Annotated in this window: 20 protein-coding genes; 14 read left to right on the top strand and 6 right to left on the bottom strand. The window is 54.5% G+C overall.

Annotation, left to right across the window (positions count from 1 at the left end; all coding sequences use genetic code 11):
• Positions 1-76 precede the first annotated feature (76 nt).
• The 5 genes from ppiA (at position 77) to IP582_RS23075 (ending at position 3,421) form a co-directional block, all read left to right on the top strand.
• Positions 77-649, top strand: coding sequence for a peptidylprolyl isomerase A (ppiA, locus tag IP582_RS23095; RefSeq protein WP_041851407.1), 573 nt, complete (start codon positions 77-79; stop codon positions 647-649).
• Between the two features lie 106 nt (positions 650-755).
• Positions 756-926, top strand: a complete 171-nt coding sequence (locus tag IP582_RS23090; RefSeq protein ID WP_064572417.1) for a YhfG family protein — start codon at positions 756-758, stop codon at positions 924-926.
• Entirely contained in the window at positions 916-1,518 is a 603-nt protein-coding gene (locus IP582_RS23085) for a putative adenosine monophosphate-protein transferase Fic (RefSeq protein ID WP_193794524.1), read from the top strand. The genes IP582_RS23090 and IP582_RS23085 overlap by 11 nt, the downstream gene beginning before the upstream one ends.
• A gap of 30 nt (positions 1,519-1,548) precedes the next feature.
• Entirely contained in the window at positions 1,549-2,121 is a 573-nt protein-coding gene (pabA, locus tag IP582_RS23080; protein WP_193794523.1) for an aminodeoxychorismate synthase component 2, read from the top strand.
• Between the two features lie 79 nt (positions 2,122-2,200).
• Positions 2,201-3,421 (top strand): aspartate aminotransferase family protein, encoded by a 1,221-nt coding sequence (locus IP582_RS23075; RefSeq protein ID WP_041851410.1) that lies wholly within the window; start codon positions 2,201-2,203, stop codon positions 3,419-3,421.
• Here IP582_RS23075 and IP582_RS23070 read toward each other — a convergent pair.
• Both IP582_RS23070 and crp read right to left on the bottom strand, forming a co-directional pair.
• A complete protein-coding gene (locus IP582_RS23070) occupies positions 3,418-5,496 on the bottom strand; it encodes a YccS/YhfK family putative transporter (RefSeq protein WP_041851411.1) in 2,079 nt (692 codons plus the stop codon). The two genes, IP582_RS23075 and IP582_RS23070, sit on opposite strands and share 4 nt — an antisense overlap.
• A 53-nt stretch (positions 5,497-5,549) precedes the next feature.
• A complete protein-coding gene (gene crp, locus IP582_RS23065; RefSeq protein ID WP_000242758.1) occupies positions 5,550-6,182 on the bottom strand; it encodes a cAMP-activated global transcriptional regulator CRP in 633 nt (210 codons plus the stop codon).
• A gap of 309 nt (positions 6,183-6,491) precedes the next feature.
• Between crp and IP582_RS23060 the strand changes: the two genes are divergently transcribed.
• A complete protein-coding gene (locus tag IP582_RS23060; RefSeq protein ID WP_041851412.1) occupies positions 6,492-6,896 on the top strand; it encodes an OsmC family protein in 405 nt (134 codons plus the stop codon).
• 90 nt (positions 6,897-6,986) lie between these two features.
• Here IP582_RS23060 and IP582_RS23055 read toward each other — a convergent pair whose 3' ends face one another.
• The 4 genes from IP582_RS23055 to IP582_RS23040 all read right to left on the bottom strand — a co-directional run bounded on the left by IP582_RS23055 (position 6,987) and on the right by IP582_RS23040 (position 9,953).
• Positions 6,987-7,856: a phosphoribulokinase gene (locus tag IP582_RS23055; RefSeq protein ID WP_041851413.1), complete on the bottom strand. Its 870-nt coding sequence runs from the start codon at positions 7,854-7,856 to the stop codon at positions 6,987-6,989.
• A 51-nt stretch (positions 7,857-7,907) separates the two neighbouring features.
• On the bottom strand, positions 7,908-8,126 hold the full coding sequence (locus tag IP582_RS23050; protein ID WP_041851414.1) for a YheU family protein: 219 nt from the start codon (positions 8,124-8,126) through the stop codon (positions 7,908-7,910).
• On the bottom strand, positions 8,127-9,110 hold the full coding sequence (locus IP582_RS23045; protein ID WP_370551814.1) for a hydrolase: 984 nt from the start codon (positions 9,108-9,110) through the stop codon (positions 8,127-8,129). It abuts the gene before it with no gap.
• Positions 9,111-9,233: 123 nt separating this feature from the next.
• Positions 9,234-9,953: an NUDIX domain-containing protein gene (locus IP582_RS23040; protein ID WP_193794521.1), complete on the bottom strand. Its 720-nt coding sequence runs from the start codon at positions 9,951-9,953 to the stop codon at positions 9,234-9,236.
• A 192-nt stretch (positions 9,954-10,145) separates the two neighbouring features.
• Between IP582_RS23040 and prs the strand changes: the two genes are divergently transcribed.
• From prs to IP582_RS23000, 8 genes are all read left to right on the top strand, one after another.
• Positions 10,146-11,006 carry a ribose-phosphate diphosphokinase gene (gene prs, locus IP582_RS23035; protein ID WP_193794520.1) on the top strand — a complete coding sequence of 287 codons (861 nt, stop codon included), beginning with the start codon at positions 10,146-10,148 and terminating at the stop codon, positions 11,004-11,006.
• A gap of 13 nt (positions 11,007-11,019) precedes the next feature.
• On the top strand, positions 11,020-12,510 hold the full coding sequence (locus IP582_RS23030; RefSeq protein ID WP_193794519.1) for a nicotinate phosphoribosyltransferase: 1,491 nt from the start codon (positions 11,020-11,022) through the stop codon (positions 12,508-12,510).
• Positions 12,511-12,721: 211 nt separating this feature from the next.
• Positions 12,722-14,377 (top strand): malonate decarboxylase subunit alpha, encoded by a 1,656-nt coding sequence (gene mdcA / locus IP582_RS23025; RefSeq protein ID WP_193794518.1) that lies wholly within the window; start codon positions 12,722-12,724, stop codon positions 14,375-14,377.
• Positions 14,377-15,234, top strand: a complete 858-nt coding sequence (locus tag IP582_RS23020; RefSeq protein ID WP_193794517.1) for a triphosphoribosyl-dephospho-CoA synthase — start codon at positions 14,377-14,379, stop codon at positions 15,232-15,234. Before mdcA ends, IP582_RS23020 begins: the two co-directional genes overlap by 1 nt.
• A gap of 9 nt (positions 15,235-15,243) precedes the next feature.
• On the top strand, positions 15,244-15,543 hold the full coding sequence (gene mdcC / locus IP582_RS23015; protein ID WP_041851420.1) for a malonate decarboxylase acyl carrier protein: 300 nt from the start codon (positions 15,244-15,246) through the stop codon (positions 15,541-15,543).
• Entirely contained in the window at positions 15,536-16,369 is an 834-nt protein-coding gene (locus tag IP582_RS23010) for a biotin-independent malonate decarboxylase subunit beta (protein WP_193794516.1), read from the top strand. Before mdcC ends, IP582_RS23010 begins: the two co-directional genes overlap by 8 nt.
• Complete coding sequence (gene mdcE, locus IP582_RS23005; RefSeq protein WP_193796334.1) at positions 16,369-17,169, top strand: biotin-independent malonate decarboxylase subunit gamma; 801 nt, start codon at positions 16,369-16,371, stop codon at positions 17,167-17,169. The genes IP582_RS23010 and mdcE overlap by 1 nt, the downstream gene beginning before the upstream one ends.
• A gap of 130 nt (positions 17,170-17,299) precedes the next feature.
• Positions 17,300-18,259 carry an AEC family transporter gene (locus IP582_RS23000; protein WP_041851423.1) on the top strand — a complete coding sequence of 320 codons (960 nt, stop codon included), beginning with the start codon at positions 17,300-17,302 and terminating at the stop codon, positions 18,257-18,259.
• Positions 18,260-18,262: the final 3 nt, after the last annotated feature.

The raw sequence follows: 18,262 nt of genomic DNA, 5'->3' as shown, positions 1-18,262 counted from the left end.
AGGCTGGCCTGGTGGCGGAGTGCTCTTTAGAATCAAGCCACTCGCTTTCTTACCTGTATTTCGTTAAGGAAACCTCATGGTTAAATCGACTCTGGCGGCAATTGCGGCTGTTTGTGCCCTTTCTGCAATCTCCTCTTCCGCACTGGCGGCAAAAGGTGATCCCCATGTTCTGCTCACCACGTCAGCCGGCAACATCGAACTGGAGCTGAACAGTCAGAAAGCCCCCGTGTCGGTGAAAAACTTTGTGGATTATGTGAATAACGGTTTTTATAACAACACCACGTTTCACCGCGTGATCCCGGGTTTTATGGTTCAGGGTGGCGGTTTTACTGAGCAAATGCAGCAAAAACAGCCTAACCCGCCCATTAAAAACGAAGCCGATAACGGTTTACGCAATACGCGCGGCACCATCTCCATGGCCCGTACCGCAGATAAAGACAGCGCCACCAGTCAATTCTTCATTAACGTCGCTGATAACGCCTTCCTGGACCATGGTCAACGTGATTTTGGCTATGCGGTATTCGGTAAAGTTGTCAAAGGGATGGATGTCGCCGACAAGATTTCTCAGGTTCCAACCCACGACGTCGGTCCTTATCAGAATGTGCCGACAAAACCGGTTGTTATCCTCTCTGCTAAAGTCCTGCCATAATCTTTTTTTCGCACGGGCCGCCCGGCCTGTGCGCGTTCTCCTCCCTGCGTGACGCGAAATTGCTGCTTATACTTGTGGCACATGAGCGAGACATCAGGGAGGCGTTATGACCAAAAAACTCACCGACCGACAAAAATCCCGTCTCTGGGAGCAAGACCGTAATGTCAATTTTCAGGCCAGCAGGCGTCTTGAAGGCGTTGAAAGCCCGCTGGTAACGCTTACAGCCGATGAAGCGCTGGCGCGTATTGAAGAGCTAAGGAGGCACTATGAGCGATAAATTCGGCGACGGTCGCGATCCTTACTTCTACTCTGGCCTCAATGTTATGCGCAACAAGCTGGGTATTCGCGAGGCGCAACGGCTGGAACAGGCGGCATGGGAGTTCACGGCATTACGTGCCGCCACGCTGGAACTGGGTCCGCTGGCACGAGGGCTGCCACATCTGTGCGCCATCCACCGTCATATTTACCAGGATGTCTTCGACTGGGCGGGACAGGTACGCGAAGTAGATATCTATCAGGGAGATACGCGTTTCTGCCATTTCGAATACATCGAAAAAGAGGGTAATGCGTTAATGCAGTCGCTTGAAGACGAAGAGTGGCTACAGGGGCTTGGGAAGGAAGAATTTATTGAGCGACTGGCGCATTACTACTGTGAAATCAATGTGCTGCACCCATTTCGTATTGGCAATGGCATTGCACAGCGGATTTTCTTTGAGCAGCTTGCGCTGCATGCCGGATACCGACTGGACTGGCGTGGCGTCGACCCGGAAAACTGGAGTAAAGCGAACCAGACCGGGGCGATGGGTGACCTAAAACCGCTGTGCGAGATCTTCGGCAAAGTGGTAAGCGAAGCCGTCGAAACTGAGTAGAATAGGGCGGCTTAAAATGATGAGGCCGCCATGATCCTGCTTATTGATAATTACGACTCTTTTACCTGGAACCTGTATCAGTACTTTTGCGAACTGGGGGCACAGGTCGAGGTCAGGCGTAATGATGAGATCACCCTGGCGGATATTGCGATTATGGCCCCCAAAAAGATCGTGATATCCCCAGGCCCCTGCACGCCGGATGAATCGGGTATTTCGCTGGAGGTTATTCGCCACTATGCTGGCACGTTGCCGATTCTCGGCGTCTGCCTCGGTCACCAGGCCATCGCCCAGGTTTTTGGCGCCCGCATTGTCCGGGCACAACAGGTTATGCACGGGAAAACCTCTCCGATAACCCATACCCGGCAGGGCGTTTTTCGCGGCCTGAATAATCCGTTAACCGTCACGCGCTACCACTCTTTGTTGATCGATCCGCCTTCATTACCAGACTGCTTTGAGGTGACCGCCTGGAGCGAGACACAAGAGATCATGGGGATTCGCCATCGTCAGTGGGATCTGGAAGGCGTGCAGTTTCACCCGGAAAGTATTCTTAGCGAGCAGGGACATGCGTTATTGAATAACTTTTTGCATCGTGCCGATTTTTAGTTGCCATTGAGTGATTTTTTATGCATATTTCGTGATTATATTTTCACTTCTACTTCTTGTTTAAAAAGGGTGGGGTTACATGGCAACTCAGCAGGGTGCAATCACGCGCGCAACATTTGACGAAGTCATTCTACCAATTTTCGCACCGGCCGAATTTATTCCGGTGAAAGGAAAAGGTAGCCGCGTGTGGGATCAGCAGGGTAAAGAGTACGTTGATTTTGCGGGTGGTATCGCCGTTACCGCGTTGGGGCATTGCCATCCAGCCCTGGTAGAGGCGTTAAAAACACAGGGCGAAACGCTGTGGCATATCAGCAACGTGTTTACGAATGAACCCGCACTGCGCCTGGCACGTAAGCTGATCGATGCCACCTTCGCCGAGCGCGTGGTGTTTATGAACTCCGGCACCGAGGCCAACGAAACGGCATTCAAACTGGCGCGTTATTATGCATCTACCCGCCACAGTCCGCATAAAACCAAAATCATCGCTTTCCACAACGCGTTCCATGGCCGTTCACTGTTCACCGTGACCGTGGGCGGTCAGCCGAAATACTCGGACGGCTTCGGTCCGAAACCGGCGGATATCATTCATGTGCCCTATAACGACCTGCATGCGGTAAAAGCGGTCATGGACGATCATACCTGTGCGGTCGTGGTTGAACCGATTCAGGGGGAAGGCGGGGTGACGGCGGCAACGCCAGAGTTTTTACAGGGCTTGCGTGAGCTGTGCGATGAACACAAAGCGCTGCTGGTGTTTGATGAAGTGCAGTGTGGAATGGGGCGCAGCGGCGATCTCTTCGCCTACATGCACTATGGCGTCACTCCGGATATCCTGACCAGCGCCAAAGCGCTCGGCGGTGGTTTCCCGGTAAGCGCCATGCTCACCACTCAGGAGATCGCCAGCGCGTTCCATCCGGGTTCCCACGGTTCAACCTACGGCGGTAACCCGCTGGCCTGTGCTGTTGCCGGTGCGGCATTCGACATCATTAATACGCCAGAGGTCTTAAATGGCGTCAATGCGAAACGCGAACTGTTCGTTAAGCATCTTGAAGACATCAATGCGCAGTATGACCTGTTCAGCGAAATTCGCGGCATGGGGCTGCTGGTTGGCGCGGAACTGAAACCGCAGTACAAAGGCCGTGCGCGTGATTTCCTCAACGCGGCGGCAAATGAAGGGCTGATGGTGCTTAATGCCGGTCCTGACGTAATGCGTTTTGCGCCGTCGCTTATCATTGAAGAGAACGATATCGCAGAAGGTATGCTGCGCTTCGCTAAAGCTGTAGCCAACGTGGTTAACGCTTAAGAGCGCAAGCGGCGATTTAACCAGATGCCGTGATGTGGGCGCTGACGCCAGGCCACCGAAGAAATGGTGTGCATGGTGTTCAGATGCCCCAGGATCCGTTGCAGATGTTGCTCCAGCGTACTCATTGGGCCATGCGTCATGCTCTCTGGCGCCTCCAGAATATTCACATCTCCTGAACTTCCCGGACCATCATACTCCAGCCGCTGCTGACAACGTTGCAGGGCAATTTCGCAGGACTGCAGATAACGCTGAGCCAGTTCCGGCGTGAGCATGGTGTGCTCCCGCGCCAGCGTGGTCATTGCATTAATATGTTCGACAATAAACTGACTGTGCGTGACCCACAGCTTCATGTCTGCCAGGTAACGTGTATCAAAACCTGGCTCCTGCATGGCCTGATTAAGCGAGTTAAAGAGCGCATTATGCGCCTGGTTTACCCGCATGCGCTGCCAGGCCAGCGGCGTCGCCTGGGGATCATCGCTCAGGATCAGCCGAATGGCATCCTGGTAAGTTTCCAGCGCGTCATGAGCATTTTTTCGCAGCAGGCCACTTTGCCATTGAGGCCACAGCCAGACCATGCCACCAAAAGCAATCAGGCAGCCGATCAACGTATCGATAAGACGAGCAACAATAAACTGGTCGCCATTCAGTGTAAGCAACTGGAGCGTATAGACCGCGGTGAGAGTAAAACCCACCATCGCCCAGCCGTAGCTTTTGCGGATAATCAGATAGCTCACCAGGGTGACGATCAGCATCGCGGTGAGCGTGAAGCCTTCCGGTACGTGGTAGTGCAGCGTCGCGCCGGCAATGATCAGCCCGGCCATGGTGCCTGCCGCCCGGTGCAGGATGCGCACGCGTGTCGCCCCATAACCGTTTTGCGTAACAAACATCACCGTCATCATGATCCAGTAAGGTTTAGGCAGATGGAGCGCGCTGCCCATCAGGCTGGCGATACTGAGCATGACGCTAATGCGTGCCGCATTACGTAAGGCGGAGGATTTCAACGACAGATAACTTTTTAGGGCCGGGATCAGGGGCAAACGGCGCTGCTTCTCCGCCATCAGATCACGGACATAGAGCGGGCGCTGGGTACGCAGAACCCGGGCTATCTGGCTGAAATGCCAGGCGCAAAACTGCCCAACCGGGTTATCCGGGTGCTGGCGGGCAATTTTCTCCAGCGCGCCAATCTGTTTATCCATATTGAAGCGTTTGGGGTAGCGGTGATAAAGAATATCATCGGCTATGACCCGTAACCGCGCGGCAACGGTTTGCGCATTCCAGCGGATAACTTCCTCGGCATGGCTGCGTTCGACCAGCTCCTGCACTTCCTGCGGTTGGTGGAGGCTGACGGCAATATGTTCCTGTAAGTCCAGCGCCACCTGGAAGACGCGGCGTAACCGCTTATAGTCGTTATTGTTATTCGCCGCCAGCATATGCAGTTGTTGGTAACACTGGCTGATCATATCCACCGCCTTTTGCTGGCGTGCCAGGAGTGGCGGAAGGGCTTTTTCTGGATCGACGTGCTGCGTCAGTAAACTGTATTTCGCTTCGCAATAGTCCGCCAGTTGGCGATACAGCAGGCTCAAGGATTCACGCAGTGGTTGCTCTCGCCACAGCCAGAACCAGAAGGCGTTAAACGCGCCGTACCACAGGGTACCCAGCCCATAAATCAGCAACGGCTCCCAGATGGGCATGTTACCGGCGAGGCTGAGAGTAAAAATGGCGGCAATGAGCGAGGCGGGTAGAAGCCGCCCGTGTAATGCGCTGATTTCTGCTGTAACGCCGAGCAGAAGCGTTAATCCGGTCAGAATCAGCGGCAGCGGAATATTTTGCGTCAGTAATAGTTGTACGGTGAGGCTACTGCCAGCAAAGAGCGTGCCGCCGATAATGACGCGTTTGAAGAAACGTTTATGCAGAGTATCCAGACCGGCAATATTGCAGCAGGCGGGAACGAGAGAAAACAGCAGACCAAGATCGAGACGACCCGCGATCAGACCCACGGTCACAGGAAGGCATAACACCAGCGTTTGTCGCAGTGCATAGTTGATTTCGGGGTGATAAATCAGCCTGCGCCACATGGGGAAGAGAGACAAAAACGGCGCATCGTTAAGGGCGATGCGCCGCTTGAGAATTAACGTGTACCGTACACGACAATGGTTTTACCGTGCGCGGAGATCAGGTTTTGATCTTCCAACATTTTCAGGATACGGCCGACGGTTTCGCGGGAACAGCCAACGATCTGACCAATTTCCTGGCGGGTAATTTTAATTTGCATACCGTCCGGGTGGGTCATTGCATCCGGTTGTTTCGCCAGATTCAGCAGCGTCTGTGCGATACGGCCCGTCACATCAAGGAAGGCGAGGTTACCGACTTTTTCCGAGGTGACCTGCAGGCGACGCGCCATCTGGGAAGACAAGCGCATCAGGATATCCGGGTTCACCTGAATTAACTGGCGGAATTTTTTGTAGGAGATTTCGGCCACTTCACAAGCGGTTTTAGCGCGTACCCATGCACTGCGCTCCTGACCCTCTTCGAACAGACCCAGTTCACCGATAAAATCTCCCTGGTTAAGGTAAGAGAGGATCATCTCTTTACCTTCTTCATCCTTGATTAGCACAGCCACTGAGCCTTTGACGATGTAATACAACGTTTCCGCTTTTTCACCCTGGTGAATCAGCGTGCTCTTCGACGGGTACTTATGAATGTGGCAATGAGACAAGAACCATTCGAGAGTCGGGTCTGTTTGCGGTTTGCCAAGCACCATGCGCGGTTATCCTCTGTTATAAGCTGGCTCCAGACGCTGGATTCACATATCGCGTCCGGGGTTGCAATCTATCTTCCCCATACCTGGGAAGTGGACCGTCAGACATGCCTGCGGCCTGTAATATGTGATGTCCTCTGCATACATGCATAACGTCAATGTATCACTGTAGCATCGTGATTGTTTTAGCATAGCTTTTGTCGCGTGTCTCCTGGTGTCTCGCTTCAGCTTGACGCAGGTCGCCTTCCGTTGCGAGTTTTCTTATGTGCGCGTAATCTGTAAAGAAAACTGTAACTCCGGAGTGAATTAAAAATGCAAGCTCGTGTGAAATGGGTAGAAGGTTTAACGTTCCTTGGCGAGTCTGCGTCCGGGCACCAGATCCTGATGGATGGTAACTCAGGCGACAAAGCCCCAAGCCCGATGGAAATGGTGCTGATGGCAGCAGGCGGATGCAGCGCTATCGATGTTGTATCTATTTTGCAGAAAGGCCGCCACGATGTGAAAGATTGCGAAGTGAAGCTGACCTCAGAGCGTCGTGAAGAGGCTCCGCGTCTGTTCACGCATATCAATTTGCACTTTATCGTGACCGGCAAAGAGCTGAAAGAGGCGGCGGTATCGCGCGCGGTGGATCTCTCTGCCGAGAAGTATTGCTCCGTGGCATTAATGCTGGAGAAAGCGGTGAAAATCACGCATTCATATGAGGTGATTGAGGCCTGAGAACATAGGTCGGATAAGCGTCGCGTATCCGACACATTCCCCGGTGGCGCCGCGCTTACCGGGGTTACAGAGGTTGTGTCGGCTGGAGGCCTATTGAATCTTCTTCCCTTCCATCAGCCGTTGGACCAGCGGTGTCATGATCAGCTCCATTGCTAACCCCATTTTGCCGCCAGGCACCACAAGCGTATTCATGTGTGAAATGAACGAACCCTGCAGCATCGCCAGTAACCAGGGATAGTCGATCCCTTCAAGATTACGAAAATGAATCACCACAAAGCTCTCATCCAGCGATGGGATCACTTTGGCGGCGAACGGGTTGGAGGTATCCACCGTCGGCACACGCTGGAAATTAATATGGGTGCGGGAAAATTGTGGGGTGATGAAATTGATGTAGTCTTCCATCGATCGAACCACCGAATCCATCACTGCCTCACGGGAGTGGCCACGCTCGCTGGTATCGCGGACCAACTTTTGCATCCACTCGAGGTTGACGATGGGCACCACACCTACCAGCAGATCGACGTGGCGGGCGACATCGTGCTGGGGCGTCACCACGCCGCCGTGTAACCCTTCATAAAACAGCACATCTGTTGGCTCCGGCAGGGGCTGCCAGGGGGTGAACGTACCGGGAACCTGGTTCCAGGGAACGGCTTCATCGTAGGTATGCAGATATTTTCGTGCCTGGCCTGTGCCGGTTTGTCCGTACTCAATAAACGTTTGTTCCAGCAGGCCGAAGTCATTCGCTTCCGGGCCAAAATAGCTGATATGTCGACCTAAATCGCGGGCTTTACGAATTGCCATGTCCATTTCAGGGCGGGTATAGCGATGAAAACTGTCACCTTCAACCTCGGCGGCATGCAAATTCAGTTGAGCAAAGATTTTGCGAAACGCGAGGCTGGTGGTGGTGGTTCCCGCACCGCTGGAACCTGTTACGGCAATAACCGGATGTTTAGCGGACATAGCAGCTCCCTGAGTAAACCATTGTTGTAGACGAAGCCAGCCGCCAGTCAGTTACTCGCGAAACTGCGAGCGCGGCATAATGTTGACGGTTTCGTGCAGTTCTGACCACACCAGTACGGCTTCACCGTTTTTAAGTTGCCGTCTCACATCGGCGACCTTTTGTTCGAGTGAGCGCTCATGTTCACCATAATCGGTGCCTTCACGCAAGACAAAGCTTTCAATCAGGCTGTCGAGCGTCTCAGGCGCCAGGTCCTGCCAGGGAATAATCATTTAGCTTTCCAGATAAGTTTGCAGCCAGTCGGGGATACGTTTCTCCAGCCACATTTCCGGGTGAAGTAACGTGCCGCCCACAAACCCCACGTGACCGCCATGTTCGGTGAGTTGATATTCTACCGACGGCGGTAATGTCTGCGTATCGGGGATCACATTTTGATCCATAAAGGGGTCATCTTTAGCATGGATGATCAGCGTCGGTTTGCTGATTTTATTCAGCAACGGCATGGCGCTGCACTGGCGGTAATAGTCAATCGCATCGGCAAAACCATGGATGCGCGCCGTAATCGCATCATCAAAATCGCGCAGACGACGCAGACGTTTCAACTGCCGTAAATCAATGGGTAAGGAACCCGGATAGGCTTTTAGTTTGCGCGACGCATTGGCTTTCAGCAGGTTGAGCAGATAGTGCTGATACACCCGTGAAAAGCCGGTTTCGATATGGGCGCTGCACGCTTCCAGTACAAAGGGGGCAGAGACAATGACCGCAGCATCCAGCGGGGCGCGATTTTCCTCTTTCGCCAGCAGGCAGGCCAGCATATTGCCGCCCAGCGAATAGCCCACCGCCGCGGTAGGGACCTGACCAAACTCCCGTTGCAGCCAGTGCAAAAACCAGGTGCCGTCTTCGGTTTCGCCAGAGTGATAAATACGGTTAAGGCGGTTAGGTTCACCGCTGCAGCCACGGAAATGCATCACCACGCCCAGCCAGCCGCGCGCTTTTGCTGCTTCTATCAGACCATGAGCATAGGGACTGTGCAGGCTGCCTTCCAGCCCGTGAAAGACCACCAGCCGTGGTTTATGTTTTGCCAGTGCAGGGTCTTCGCTCCAGGCGAGATCCACAAAATCGCCATCGGGCAGTTCCAGGCGCTGCCAGGTCGGCGTAAAGCCCAGTTTCCGGCGGATCAATCGCGGGAGCATCGTCTGGAAATGCGGATTGCTTCCGCCGCGCAGTGGGCGGAACGTAGAGCTATCAGCAGCCATTTCCGAGAGTCGTGAAGGTGTAATTTCAGCCATAGTAAAGAACAATAGAATCAAGAATGGGACAACTATAGCTGCTCGATGTTGCGCCGTTTTTTCATTTCGCGGGACATCGTGCAGGCCATACTAGTCCGTCAGTAAATTTCGGGAAAAGAGATGAATATCGACACCCGGCTTACGTCGCCACAAGCGTGCTTTTCGCGCACCTGTCGCTACGCTCTCGCCTGTCTCTTCAAACATGCCTGAGGCCTCAAATCGGCGAATCAGGCTTTTTCGCTGGATAGGCTGGCCGAGGATAATCTCCGTCGCCTCCTGCAATTGTGTCTGGGTAAAGGTATCAGGCAGACAATACACTGGCAGTAAAGAGTACATTGTTTTCTGTCGTAACCGTTGTAGCGCCGTCTGAATTATCTCCCGGTGATCGAAGGCCAGGTCGATATCATCCAGCCCGGTTACGGGCATCCATTTGGCATCGCTGACGCTCGCGATATGCGGCGCGCAGGCTACCCAGGAGATTAACGCATACCAGGCGATGGTCAGACTCCAGCCGCGTGGATCGCGTTTTGCCCCGGAAAACGTATCCAGTTGCTCCAGCCAGGAAGGGGAGACGCCCGTTTTTTCTGTCAGCTTACGTAATGCCGTGGCTCGCGTGGATTCATCTTTTTCCATATCGATAAATCCGCCAGGCAGACCCCAACGCCCTTGTTGAGGGTGACTCGCTCGTTTCACCAGCAAAACGTGAAGCGCCTGCTCATGCAGCGTGAACAGCACGCTGTCTACCGTCACCAGGGGAGAAGGGAACCGGCTGGCATCATAAGAATCCAGATACTCTGCTTCGCTGATCATTGCTTACTCGGCTTATTAAACACGCCACAAGTTTATCAGCCCACCCCATGGCGGCAAGCTAACTTTTATCTCTTTAAATATCAATTTGTTAACTTTTTATTTGCGCGACAGGGAAAAAATCCCTTGCCAATAAGTGTCCCATGGACAATATTATAAGTGTCTTAGGGACATTAATTAATGGTGAGGTGAATCATGACCAGCAGAATCGCGTTAACACTTGATAATCAACCCGTTGAAATCGAACGGGGTGTCTTTCCCGATGGCGCGGTATGGCTGAAAGTAATCGGTGAACTGCCACATTTTGCTCAGGTCATGCGGGTTCGCGTTGCCGCCATGCGCGATATGAACGATTTTATGCTGTTAGCCCAACTGGTTGATGCCGTGCGTCACGTTACCGACATCGCCGTAAGCCATCTTGAACTGGCATGGCTGCCCTGGGCGCGCCAGGACCGACACATGGTTAATGGCGACAGTTTTGCGCTCAAAGTATTCGCTAACCAGTTGAACACATTGAACTTCAACAAAGTTTTTCTGCTGGATCCCCACAGTGATGCGGCAGCGGCGGCCATTAACAATAGCGTGGTGGTTGCGCAGGAAACCTGCCTGATGAAAAGCGAAAACCTGCGTCAGGCGATAAGCACAGGCAAATTGATGCTTGTAGCACCCGATGCCGGGGCATTGAAGAAAATTCATAACGTAGCCAAAGCCAGCGGGGCACGGGACTATGCCATCCTCACGAAAGAGCGTGATGTTGCAACGGGTAACCTGACCGGTTTTTCCCTCGTTTCCGGCAATGTGGCAGGCAAAGACGTGCTAATTGTGGATGACCTTTGCGATGCGGGCGGTACCTTTATCGGCTCTGCTCAGGTACTACGCGATGCCGGCGCGCGCAGCGTGAGTTTATATGTAACCCACGGCGTGTTTTCTAAAGGGGTCGAGAACCTGCTGAACAATAGTATTGACGCCATTTATACCACTACTTCTTTTGCCTCTTCTGAGCTTCGCGACCCTCGCGTTGAGCTTATCGACATCGACACTATTTTTTGCGCTTAAGGGAGATAACACCATGAAAATGAACCCCATCCTGGCTATCGACGGTTACAAAGTTTCCCACCGCGCGCAGTACCCGCAAGGGACCACGCAGGTGTACTCCAACTTTACGCCGCGCAGCGATCGCTTTTTCTCATCTCCCGTGGCGGACGGCAAGCTGGTGTTCTTTGGCCTGCAGGGATTTTTGCAGTGGTTTATGGTCGATTTGTTCAACGATGCCTTTTTTGCCCGCCCACAAGAAGACGTGGTGAATGAATACAAAGCGGTGATGGACAGCTACCTGGGCAAAGACGCCGTGCCGGTTGACCACATTCGCGCACTGCATAATTTGGGTTATCTGCCTCTGCACGTTAAATCTCTTGATGAGGGCAGCAAAGTGCCGATGAAAGTGCCGGTGCTGACCATCACCAATACCCGTGACGAATTCTTCTGGCTGGTGAATTATCTTGAGACGGTGCTCTCCGCTGAATTATGGAAAGCCTCCACCAACGCCACCATTGCGCACCACTACCGTAAAGTCTGTGAACAGTGGGCGGTAAAAACCTGCAGCGACATGTCACATCTTGATTTCCAGTGCCACGACTTTTCTTTCCGTGGCATGGCGGGTCTCCAGGACACAATGCAGGCCGGTGCCGGGCACCTGCTGAGTTTTAAAGGTACCGACAGCATTCCGTCACTGCTCTACGCCCGTGACCACTACACCGCTGGTGAGGACTATTTTATCGGCGCGAGCATTCCGGCCACCGAGCATAGCGTGATGTGCATGGGCGAGAAGGAACAAGAAATTGAAACCTTCCGCCGCTTGATAGTCGATCTCTATCCGCAGGGCTTTGTCTCAATCGTCTCGGATACCTGGGATTACTGGCGGGTGATGACGGAATACACCCGTGAACTGAAACAGATAATCCTTAATCGTGAAGGGAGCGTCGTGTTCCGCCCGGACAGCGGTGACCCGGTTGAGATCCTGTGTGGCACCGGGGCGGATGATGATACCCGCAACACGCGCACCCCGGAGGAGAAAGGTTCTGTGGAAGTGTTATGGGAGATCTTCGGCGGCACCGTGAATGAGAAGGGCTACAAGGTACTCGACCCGCATGTTGGCCTGATTTATGGCGACTCCATTACCCTTGCGCGGGCAGATGAAATCCTGCGTCGCCTGGAAGCCAAAGGTTTTGCCAGCTCAAATGTTGTCTTTGGGGTGGGATCATTTACCTATCAGTACAACACACGCGATACGTTTGGTTTTGCGATGAAAGCGACATGGGGCGCGGTCAACGGCGAAGGGCGGATGATCTTCAAAGAGCCGAAAACTGACAGCGGCCTGAAACGTTCAGCGCGCGGGCTGTTACGGGTAGAAAGAGACACGCAAGGTGAGCTGCAACTGCATGATGAACAAACCTGGGAGCAGGAAAAAACCGGTGAAATGAAAACGCGTTTCCTGGACGGCAAACTGTATAACGTTGACCATTTTGAACAGATTCGCCAGCGCCTGACCGCCCAGCGCTAACCGTTCTACTCCATTCCGGGGGCGCATTGTGCCCCCTACGTGCTACAGATTTTCCCTTCTTAAAATGATCCTCGTCACAAATCATCACTTTGATTATTACTCTCAGGCTAACAATCGTCTTTTATCCTTAATTGATGCCTTTCTCACCAGCGCGCACACTTTACTCAGTGTTAAGCAAATCAAAATGATTCGCTGAATCAGGAGGTTAATAATGTTATCTGGACAAACGCCAGAACGGGTGTGGAATACGCGGCGCACGGAAAAACAGCGTCGCCTGGCATCCGTACCCGTACAGGGCAAGGTACTGCCGACCGACGATCTGGTCGCTATGCTGGAAAAATTGATCGCGCCGGGCGACAAAGTGGTACTGGAAGGGAATAACCAAAAACAGGCCGATTTTCTCTCCCGCGCGCTGGCGTCGGTCAACCCGCAAAAAGTCCATGACCTGCATATGATCATGCCAAGCGTCGGACGCAGTGAGCATCTCGACATTTTCGAAAAAGGCATCGCCCACAAGCTGGACTTTTCTTTCTCGGGTACCCAAAGCCTGCGTATCTCACAGTTGCTGGAAGATGGCCTGCTGGAAATCGGCGCTATTCATACCTACATCGAGCTGTATTCCCGCCTGTATGTTGACCTCTCGCCAAACGTGGCACTGATTGCCGGTTACAAAGCGGACCGTAAAGGCAATCTCTACACCGGGCCGAGTACCGAAGACACCCCGGCACTGGTGGAAGCGGCCGCCTTCCGCGACGGTATTGTTATCGCCCAGGTCAATGAACTGGTGGATGACGAATGCGATTTGCCGCGTGTGGACATCCCTGGCTCGTGGATTGACTACGTGGTCGTGGCTGATAAGCCTTTCTTTATCGAACCGCTGTTTACCCGCGACCCGCGCCTTATCAAACAGGAACACATTCTGATGGCGATGATGGCCATCAAAGGCATCTACGCCGAGCATCAGGTGCAGTCGCTGAATCACGGTATCGGCTTTAATACCGCGGCGATTGAACTGTTGCTGCCGACTTACGGCGAACAGCTTGGTCTGAAAGGCAAAATCTGTAAGCACTGGACGCTGAACCCGCATCCGACGCTGATCCCGGCCATTGAAAGCGGTTGGGTGGAGAGCGTGCACTGCTTCGGCGGCGAACTGGGGATGGAAGAGTACATCCGCGCCCGCCCGGACGTGTTCTTTACCGGCGCAGACGGTTCTATGCGCTCCAACCGCGCCTTCTGTCAACTGGCGGGTCAGTACGCAGTGGATATGTTTATCGGCTCGACCCTGCAGGTGGATGGCCTGGCAAACTCGTCGACGGTGACCCGTGGGCGTCTGGCTGGTTTCGGCGGTGCGCCAAATATGGGCCATGACCCGCATGGTCGTCGTCATGCGACGCCTGCCTGGCTGAATATGATCACCGAACCTGACCCCATGCAGCGCGGTAAAAAGCTGGTGGTGCAGATGGTTGAGACCTTCCAGGCTGGTGCAAAACCCACCTTTGTGGAAACGCTTGATGCTGTAGAGGTGGCCAAAACGTCCGGTATGTCGCTGGCGCCGGTCATGATTTATGGCGATGACGTCACCCATGTGCTGACCGAAGAAGGCATTGCTTACCTCTATCGTGCTGAAAGCCTTGAAGAGCGCCGTGCGATGGTCGCCGCCGTGGCCGGTATCACCGATATTGGCCTGGGCGTAGACGCCAGACGTGTCGCCGAATTGCGCCGCAGTGGCAAAGTGGTTTACCCGGAAGATATGGGGATTCGCCGCACCGAGGCCACCCGTTCGTTACTGGCGGCAAGCAGCGTGGCAGACCTGGTGGAATGGTCCGGTGGTCTTTATAACCCGCCTGCGAAATTCCGGAGCTGGTAATGAAACTTCTGCCACAGATTCAGGTTGAAGGCGGTGCCGAATGGCTGGCGCGAACCGCCACGCAGTGTCTGATTGACGAAGCACGATTAAGCCCGAAACCCGGTCTGGTGGACAGTCGGGGAAACGGCGCGCACCACGACTTAACGCTTGCGCTGATGGAACGCTCTGCCCATAGCCTGACCCCCACGTTTCAGGCGCTGGCGCAACAAAGCTGGCAGCGTCCGGCGGACATTGCGTTACGACAAACCATTGGACGACTCGGACGTGTTGGCGAACAGCAGATGATGGCGGCGACAGATGGCGTGAATACCCACCGTGGTGCGATTTGGGCGCTGGGGCTGCTGGTAAGCGCGGTGGCGATGCTTGGTGGCGATGCGAGCGCGCCTGTTATTGCAGCGACCGCCGCCACACTGGCGAAACTGCCGGATGATGCCGCGCCCAAAATTTTCAGTAAAGGGCTTCGCGCTACACATCGCTATCGCGTACCCGGTGCCAGAGAAGAGGCACAACAGGCCTTCCCGCATATTTTGCAGCTCGCCTTACCGCAATTGCGTTTGAGCCGGATGAACGGTGGCAGTGAATCTCACGCCCGGATTGATGCCCTGATGGCCATCATGACCTCGCTTACCGATACCTGCGTGCTCTCCCGTGCCGGGATGGAAGGGCTTGAGGTCATGCAGCACGGTGCGCGCGCCGTCTTAACCGCGGGGGGTAGTGCGACCCCGGAAGGACAGCAGGCGCTCCACCTCCTGGATCGTCAAATGCTGGCGCTGAACGCCTCACCGGGCGGTGCCGCAGACTTACTGGCTGCCACTCTGTTTCTTGACCGTATCGGGACGCCCTATTTCAAGCATTAAGAGGATGTTATGGAAAAAATCACATTAACCGTGCCCGCCAGCCGTACCTTAAACGGCAAAGCGCTGGCAGGAGTTGTTGGTTCAGGGGATATGGAGGTGTTATTCACCGCCGACCAGAGCCAGACACTCACTATAGATATCACGACTTCCGTCGACAACAGCCGTGGCCGCTGGGAAGCCTTGTTCAACCGTCTGCAAACCGTCAGCAGCCTGCCTGCGGGCAAACTGATCATTCATGATTTCGGCGCCACGCCTGGCGTTGCGCGCATTCGTATTGAACAGGTCTTTGAAGAGGTGAGCTATGCGTGATGATCGCAGTTTTATCGAACTAAAAGCACGCCAGCGTGCGCATGCATTGCTGGATGAAGGCAGCTACCGTGAACTGCTCGACCCGTTTGAAGGGATTGTCTCCCCGTGGCTGGGCGCGCAGGGCATCGTGCCGCAGGCCGATGACGGTATGGTGGTGGCGAAAGGCACCATCAACGGCAAACCTGCCGTGGTCGTCGCCATTGAGGGCGCCTTCCAGGGCGGCAGCATGGGCGAAGTCTCCGGTGCCAAAATGGCAGCGGCGCTGGAACTGGCGGCAGAAGATAACCGCAACGGTATCCCGACTCAGGCGGTGCTGAGTCTGGAAACCGGTGGTGTTCGTCTGCAGGAGGCCAACCTTGGCCTGGCGGCGATTGCTGATATTCATGCCGCGATTGTTGACCTGCGCCGCTATACCCCGGTGATCGGTATTGTGGCCGGGACCGTGGGCTGCTTCGGTGGGATGTCCATTGCCGCAGCGTTGTGCAGTTATCTGATTGTTACCCGCGAAGCCCGCCTGGGGCTGAACGGTCCGCAGGTCATTGAACAGGAAGCGGGTATTGAAGAGTACGACTCCCGCGACCGTCCGTTTATCTGGAGCATGACCGGTGGGGAAGTGCGCTATCAAAGCGGGCTGGTGGATGCGCTGGTGGGCGATGGCATAAACGCGGTGAAACAAGCCATGAACGAGGCGATTGCCAAAGGCGTGCCGGCAAAACACCGCACCGATAACTACGACGACTACCTTGCCCGTCTGACCAATTTCGACACCCGCAAACAGGCTGATGCCGAACAGATTAAAGCCCTTTTTGCCCGGGAGGTGAAATGATGAGTACTGCAATAAGCCGTGGCGAACTCTGGCTGGAAACTCTCGCCCCAAACGCCCAGCGCCTGGCAGGCTTATGCCCGTCCGTACAGGTAGCTGATGGTGAACTGAACGGTGAAACGGTGCGCTTTGTTGCCGTTGTGCCGGATGCGAATAACCATTTCCCGCGCGCCGCCAAAGGCGAGGTGGGCCTGCTGGAAGGCTGGACGCTGGCGAAAGTTATCAGCGAAACGGTCGCCGCTGATGCGGATAAAGCCGTAAAACGCCCGGTTGTGGCGGTAATTGATGTGCCAAGCCAGGCGTACGGTCGCCGTGAAGAAGGTTTTGGTATTCACCAGGCGCTGGCCGGTGCCGCTGCGGCTTATGCCAATGCGCGCCTGGCAGGCCATCCGGTGATTGGTCTCATTGTTGGTAAAGCGATGTCCGGCGCGTTTCTGGCGCACGGTTATCAGGCTAACCGGCTGATAGCCTTCAACGACAAAGGCGTGTTGATTCACGCGATGGGTAAAGAGTCCGCCGCGCGTATCACCTTGCGTACCGTAGAGGCGCTGGAAAAACTGGCGGCGACCATCCCACCGATGGCGTATGACATCAGTAACTACGCCACCCTTGGGCTGCTGGAAAATCTGCTGGATATCAGCAATCCGGATGCGCCATCGTCGTCCGATCTGACGCTGGTCAAAACCACGCTGCAAGAGGCTATCAACGCCGCTCGTCAGGATGCCACCCTGAAAAACCGTCTGGGCGCTGACAATCGCCGCTGCTCTGCGCTTGTGCGCGAACGCATGAAAGCGAGCTGGTAAGTAAAAAAGAGACCTGCCAGATGCATTAACTCCGTGGGCGCAGCCACTGTGCCCACGCGGGAGCGTGCATCCTGAAAATAATAATCATCGCACCAGTGCTAAACGTTTCTTTATTTATTACAGGTGATTTATGACTTATGTAATTGTTCATGCCCTCGCGCCGATTTTTATCATCATGTTGCTGGGCTTCTGGGCGGGCAAGGCCAAAATGGTGGATAACAAGAATGTTTCCCTGCTCAATATTTTCGTCATGGATTTTGCACTCCCCGCAGCCCTTTTCAGTGCCACGGTACAAACTCCGTGGACCGGTATCGTTGCCCAGTCTCCACTGATTCTGGTCCTGACGCTGGCGATGTGGGTTACTTACGCGGTTATCTACTTCCTGGCGACCCGTGTCTTTAAAAAATCGCCGCAGGATGCCGCCGTGCTGACCCTGACTGTCGCGCTGCCAAACTATGCGGCGCTGGGGCTGCCTATTCTGGGTAGCGTGCTGGGCGAAGGTTCTTCTACGTCGCTTTCCGTCGCGGTGTCGATTGCCTGTGGCTCAGTATTGATGACCCCGTTCTGCCTGCTGATTCTGGAACGTGAAAAAGCCCGTGCGCAGGGAGGTAACTCCGGTTCCACGCTGGCAATGCTGCCGGTTTTGATGTGGCGCTCGCTGAAAAAACCGATCGTGATGGGGCCGCTGTTGGGTGTGATCCTCTCTGCGATTGGTATCAAAATGCCGGAACTCCTGCTGGCGGCGATTAAACCGCTGGGCCTGTCTGCAACCGCAGCGGCGTTATTCCTGACCGGGGTGATCCTCTCTGCCCGTAAACTGCAGATCAACACGATGGTCATCACCTCGACCATTGCCAAGCTGCTGATTCAGCCTTTTATCGCCTGGGGCATCGTGCTGATTTTTGGCCTGCACGGTTCGGTGGCGATCACCGCAATCCTGATGATTGCACTTTCTGCGGGTTTCTTCGGCGTGGTATTCGGTAACCGATTTGGCGTGCAATCGCCGGATGCAGAAGCCGTGCTGTTGTTAAGCTCAGTACTGTGTATTCTGTCGTTGCCGCTGTTTATCTCGCTGACCTCAGGAATCTAAACC

Origin of the sequence: Citrobacter sp. BDA59-3, assembly GCF_015167655.1 — a bacterium.
Classification (GTDB): domain Bacteria; phylum Pseudomonadota; class Gammaproteobacteria; order Enterobacterales; family Enterobacteriaceae; genus Phytobacter; species Phytobacter diazotrophicus.
The sequence above is the reverse complement of the archived record's forward strand: the minus strand, read 5'-3'. Positions and strand labels throughout refer to the sequence as shown.